The organism is Leyella stercorea (genome assembly GCF_021531355.1).
Taxonomy (GTDB): domain Bacteria; phylum Bacteroidota; class Bacteroidia; order Bacteroidales; family Bacteroidaceae; genus Prevotella.
In genome coordinates this window covers 1-5,399 of the sequence record NZ_JADYTS010000119.1, presented here as the reverse complement: position 1 = coordinate 5,399, position 5,399 = coordinate 1, and the positions used below count along the sequence as shown (strand labels likewise).

The 5,399-nt window shown below is 44.0% G+C and carries 4 protein-coding genes and 1 pseudogene; 2 read left to right on the top strand and 3 right to left on the bottom strand.

Annotated elements, in window-relative coordinates:
• Together I6E38_RS14295 and I6E38_RS14290 are read left to right on the top strand one after the other, a co-directional pair.
• Window positions 1-615: pseudogene (locus tag I6E38_RS14295) on the top strand (MobV family relaxase); the annotation flags it as partial.
• Between the two features lie 485 nt (window positions 616-1,100).
• A complete protein-coding gene (locus I6E38_RS14290) occupies window positions 1,101-1,397 on the top strand; it encodes a hypothetical protein (RefSeq protein WP_235394624.1) in 297 nt (98 codons plus the stop codon).
• Between the two features lies 1 nt (window position 1,398).
• Here the strand turns inward: I6E38_RS14290 and I6E38_RS14285 are convergent, their stop codons facing one another.
• The 3 genes from I6E38_RS14285 to I6E38_RS14275 form a co-directional block, all read right to left on the bottom strand.
• Entirely contained in the window at window positions 1,399-3,939 is a 2,541-nt protein-coding gene (locus tag I6E38_RS14285; protein ID WP_235394623.1) for a carboxypeptidase regulatory-like domain-containing protein, read from the bottom strand.
• Entirely contained in the window at window positions 3,936-4,775 is an 840-nt protein-coding gene (locus I6E38_RS14280) for a GLPGLI family protein (protein WP_235394622.1), read from the bottom strand. The genes I6E38_RS14285 and I6E38_RS14280 overlap by 4 nt, the downstream gene beginning before the upstream one ends.
• A 5-nt stretch (window positions 4,776-4,780) precedes the next feature.
• Window positions 4,781-5,399: GLPGLI family protein (locus I6E38_RS14275; protein WP_235394621.1), on the bottom strand; the 619-nt coding region annotated here is incomplete at its 5' end.

The window sequence follows — 5,399 nt, the reverse complement described above, 5'->3', positions numbered from 1 at the left end:
AATGATTTGAAGGCTCGTTGGAATGCCATTTGGCAGGAGCCAGAAATGATAGACGCATGGAGACGAGTGGAAGTACGAAAGAAGGAAGATGCAAAAGAAAAGGCTCGGCAAGAAGCCGAAGCCAAACGTGAAAGCATAGCTCGGCAAAATAGATACATAGGAGTGCTTGACAAGTTCATCCATGAGGGACATGAAGCTTTATCATCCTTTGCAAAAACAGATAGAGTCAACTTCAACGAGAAAGAAGCGACTTCCATATACTATGGCATTATGGCATCTGCTGTAAAGCATAATATTGGATTGGACTCTAAACCCTGTATAGATTCGGCAGCAAAGAGGTTCTTGTCTGATATGCCTTGGCATGGTATTACAGACTTCAAGCAAGAATGTATTACCAGTTGGACAAAACTATTCGCCACGAATGAAGTTCAATTCACAGACAATGCCATTGACAACTTTCTCGCTTTTGTTGACCACACGTCATGTAGTGCAGACACATACGTTTCACTCGGTGGCTCCAATGGGTGTGCTGACCAACTTACAAATTGGGACGGAACACAAAAGGTAGGGCTTGGAAGCGTTCCACAAAAGAAAGAAAAAGGGCTGGGGCGATAAAAGAACAGAGAATAGTGACAAAATAGACTTCATCATCTTTGTTACTTATCCGTAAGAGTTGAGAGGATTATTATAAAAAGAGGAATACCTATAATTGCTTCAAAAGAATATATTGCTGCTTCGCAATACATTTTTGCCGTTTCAAGCGGAGTTTCTCTATCCGTTGCTCCTGCGCCTCGCCCAGTTCGTCCTGTCGTTCATACTCCAACTGCATCACAACCAAAGGCGCAACCTCAAATTACACCAACGGCATTCACAATCAACATTGACGATGAAGTCAAAAAGGTGTGGATTCCGAACTCTGTCAAAGACGTCTTTACTAATGAGGTTCAGATTCCAGAGGATAATAATATAGCGACAACAGAGAATGTCGCTCATGTAGCGATGCTGTTCAGCAGTATCAACGTGCGGAAGCCAAATTAGGCGGTGCTGTGACTACTATCGGCAAAAAGGTTGATACCATCAATCAGCACATAGACAAAGTCTTGGAAAATGCTCCCACGAAATTAAAGGTGTCTGTAAATGTCAATGATGCTGACTGGCAGAAGATTCAAGAACTGTTTGCCAAAGAACGCCAATGGATGACCGCACAGATGCAGATGCATATCCGTGAGGTCAATTCCATGTTTGCTGATGAACGGAAAAAAGTCCGTGAGCGATACAAGGAATATAATGGTTGCTACCTCGGTCACTATGCCCAGTGGTTCTTTTGGCTCTTCTTCATAATTGGCTTCGTTATGACTTTCTTAGTAATCTTTCTTGCATTAAAGGACTTCTTGTAGTTTACAAATCCATACTCCACTTTGCAAGCACTTCTCTTGGACGAAGACGAGTAATGCTATACGACTCAATGGTGTTGCCGAGAGTTCTTCGTTCAAACTCAGAAGTGCCAATAAGGTTGTTTGCTGTGACGGAGAATTCCCAACGCTTAGCCTTGTAGGCAATGGCAAGGTCAAGAAAGTGGTTTACACCGATGCTCTTGTCGTTGGTATGGAAGAGTTCGTTTTTTACGCTCAGCATCCATCCTTTGGCAGGGAACACATATAGTTTAAGGATATGTTCCCAGTCGGTTGTGGGGTCGGAAGAGAGTTCTGGGGCCGTGAGGTTTTTCTGCTTATAAATGTTCACATTCGACTTACCCTCAACAGAAAGAAACCTTGCTGGACGCAATGAGTAGTTGAACGAAACAGAGGTTGTGTTCATACGTGCGTCATTCACAATGCCCGACACAAGCATATTATAATCTGTGATGTTGTGTGAGGCGCCAATACCGACAAGTGTCTTTGCCCATCCAAACGATTTGCTTACACGACCGGAAACACCTATTGTCTGCATGGCATATTCCTTGTCGGTAGCAGTCATGGTGTAGATATTGCCGTTCATCGCACTCTCGTAAAGGATGTTTCCCGACATTCTATTATATGAAGGACGAATATTAAAGAACAGTCCCGACACAGGATTGGTGTATTTATATGCTGCCGTTGCATGAAGAGAGTGAGTAGCATCCGTTTTGCCTCTATTCACTTTCTGCGTGCGATAGCTTGTGAAGATAGGAGTGTCATAGATAGACCTTCCCATCAATGGCGCATTAGCATAACCAACATTAGCCGAAAATTCAGAAACAACAGTTGCCTTCCAATTCCAACCCACCGCAGGGTCTATCCACAGATGATTGCTTCTTGACTCACGGTAAGACTGACGGGCATAACTTATCTTCGACTTTATTCCTATCCTATGCTTTCCGAAAAGGAACGACATTGAAGGAGACCAATACATGCGAAGCAACTGATACACATTCGTCTTCTCCGCTTCCTCGTCCATTGCCACACCAATGCTCTGATAGTCGTAGTTCATTCCCAACTCATTGTTGAGATAGTGTCTGCCGACTTTCAGTTTATATTGCATTTCATTCTGTGTAGAGAAGAAACCGAGATTCAGCCGTTCTGTCATTCCACCAATGGTGAGCAACTGTCCCGGCAGATAGCTGTAGGTCCAATAACTGTCAACGTTATATATGTTGCCCTTTGCCGTGGTGTGCGACACCTGAAAATCCTCAGTAATACTACGCTTGTGCGGCTTCACCATCATGTCGGTGCGCTGTCCGTTGTACATCATCGTGCCGATACTCTTGTTAAATTCAATATAGCCTTTAAGGTTGTTCTTGATGAAACTCTTGCTGCCGTTGTACTGATAGTTAGCCTCACCCTTCCATTCGCTTCGGGTGTTGCTGACATTCTGCTCCTCAACTATGACTGGCATGTCGGCAAGGGTGAGATAGGTGGATGAACTATAGTCCTGCATGTCGGTCTTGTCTATAAATCCATTGCCTTGCACACGTAGTTCCGAATCCTTGCCAGTTTTCCAAAGCCAATTGCCGGCTACAAGATGACTATTGTTGAAAGTATAGCGGTTGTCTGCAAGGTCGGGAGCCGCAACCGACATCATAGAGAGAAAGCCCGATTCAGAGCCAGTTCTTCCCTTCAACAATGCAGCAAGGTCGAGCACCTCATTGTCGAGTTGCTTGCCGATGTTGTTGTTCTTGTACATCATCAGAGTCTGATACTTCTTGTTGAAACGCATACCCATCAGTCGGCAGTCATATAGAAAATCATCACCATAACCCAAACCTATGTCAGCCGCTCCCGTCCATACGGCTTTGGCATCATCCTTCAACACAAGATTGAGAGCAGCCTGTTCGCTGAACGACACGCCACGCAACGACTTCACCGACTGATGATTCTCCAATACCTGCACACTCTTTATCTTATCAGCTGAGATGTTTTGGTTGGCAACACCATATTGCGACCCCATTAAGTCAAGTCCCTCAATATAGAACTTGTTGATAGGTTTTCCTTGGTATTCCACCTTGCCATCCGCTTTTACCTCAAGTCCAGGCATCTTGGCTATCACGTCGGCAATGCTTCGGTCTTGCCCCTGGCGGAAACCAGCAACCGAATATGTGAGCGTGTCTCCTGTGCTTTTTATACGCTCCGCTTTTATCTTTACTTCCTTTAACTTGAAGCCACCTTCTGCCAACGTGATAGTCATGCCATCCTTCAAATCAGCAAACGGCATCGTCTTCTTCTGATAACCAATATAACTTACCGTTATGCTTGCAGGATTTTTCCCTTTAGGAATAGTCAACTTATATTCACCATTATCGCTTGTGAGACAATACGCCACGGTTGACTTGCTCTCAGTCGATGCCACAACCGAGGCACCTACCAAGAGCTCTCCTTTCTTACCCTTCACCTTTCCTGTGAAGGTTTGTGCAGAGAGCGAAAGGTTTGTTAGCAGAAGTAAAATAAAAACGGCAATTCTCATTCTTTATCCAAATGGTTATATTTAGGCACTTCAACCTCGTTATCGACTTTTGCATCAGTCCCAGAAACAGTATAAACTATCACTTTTTCACCCGATGTCCTTTGACTAAGAATTCTATCTACAAGTTGGTCTTTATTGATTCCTTCTGACTCTGAGCGCAGTTGCAAGAAACGTTTTCGGGTACACTTTTGGTGGCTGTCTTCTTTGTAAACCGAAACCAAGACATTCTCAGGAGCATTCTCTACACCAACAGCTTTGAAATCAAACAAGCCCTCCGAATCCCTTGCCGCCATAATCAATCCTGGCAAACCATTAAGAATATAAGGACCGTAATTGAGAGGCAACTCTATAGAATACCATACAGTCCATGTCCGGCCATATACGGAGCCAACCGCCTGCTTGCATTCATATTCACAGATGGTCTTTGTGCTGTCTGTCAACTGCCATTCGATAACGGGAAGCGCATCCACATATTTCAATCCGGAGTTGAGAACCTGCTTGTAATAAATGTATTCCCCTTTATCTGGAGAGCCAACAACAATCTGGAGATCATTCTTTGGGAAATACTTTCCGCTAATTACTGACAGTTGGTCAATCATCGCATTGTCACCTCCTTGTGTCTTCACTTTTGCCAGTTCACTACTGTACAACCTGTAGTTGTTATTATAAAATACGGCGGTAGTCTCGCCTATATCAAGCGTCCATCTGTAAGTATTGGTCTTGCCTGTTACTACCTGCGCATCACAATCGTATGTGATGCGATATTTTGCTTGCTCTTGAGCATAAGCCATTGAGCAGAAAATCAGAAAAAGAAAGGTTATATATATATTTCTCATATCACTTATTCATATTTGTCCATTAAACATGCATTGAAAGTCCGTTGTGCCTTAGGCGGTTCACTATATCCACTGCCTTGCAAGCGGTTGGTGGTATTCCATTGGTCTTTCCAGTAATCCTCAAGCAGATGTTGAAACTTGGCAGGAGTTGAACGCAAATAACGCTTAGGTTGAAAACAGATAGTTGCAGTTTGCCGCATCTGCTCTATACCTGTGGCAACAAACGAGAATTCATGTCGGCTTTCAGAAGCAGCCAGTATGAGTCCTGGCAAACCACCCAACTTCCATGGACCGTTATCAAAAGGCAAGTCCAACGAATACCACGCTGTCCAAGTGCGCCCACGGAACTGACAAACGGCTTTATGGCAGGGATAACCTATAATTATAGTGTCACCATCGGCAAGTTTCCAAGAAAACGTCGGAATGGATTCCTCATAACAGAAGAAAAAGTCATTGTGCAGGACATCCGTATAAGTGAGAGTGCCCTTCTGTGGAATGTGCTTATAAACTTCATACTCGCGTCCCTTCTTAGAGCCAAACGTATTTGCCAGGAACTGCAAATAGCTCATAGGGTCGGTATTCACACTCTTCACAGAATCACGCTGATGCAGAAACTGCTCAAAC

What these genes read in the sequence shown, in the direction of transcription:
- I6E38_RS14285 (WP_235394623.1), bottom strand. Translation starts at nt 3,939, where the DNA reads ATGAGAATTGCCGTTTTTATTTTACTTCTGCTAACAAACCTTTCGCTC.
- I6E38_RS14280 (WP_235394622.1), bottom strand. Translation starts at nt 4,775, where the DNA reads ATGAGAAATATATATATAACCTTTCTTTTTCTGATTTTCTGCTCAATG.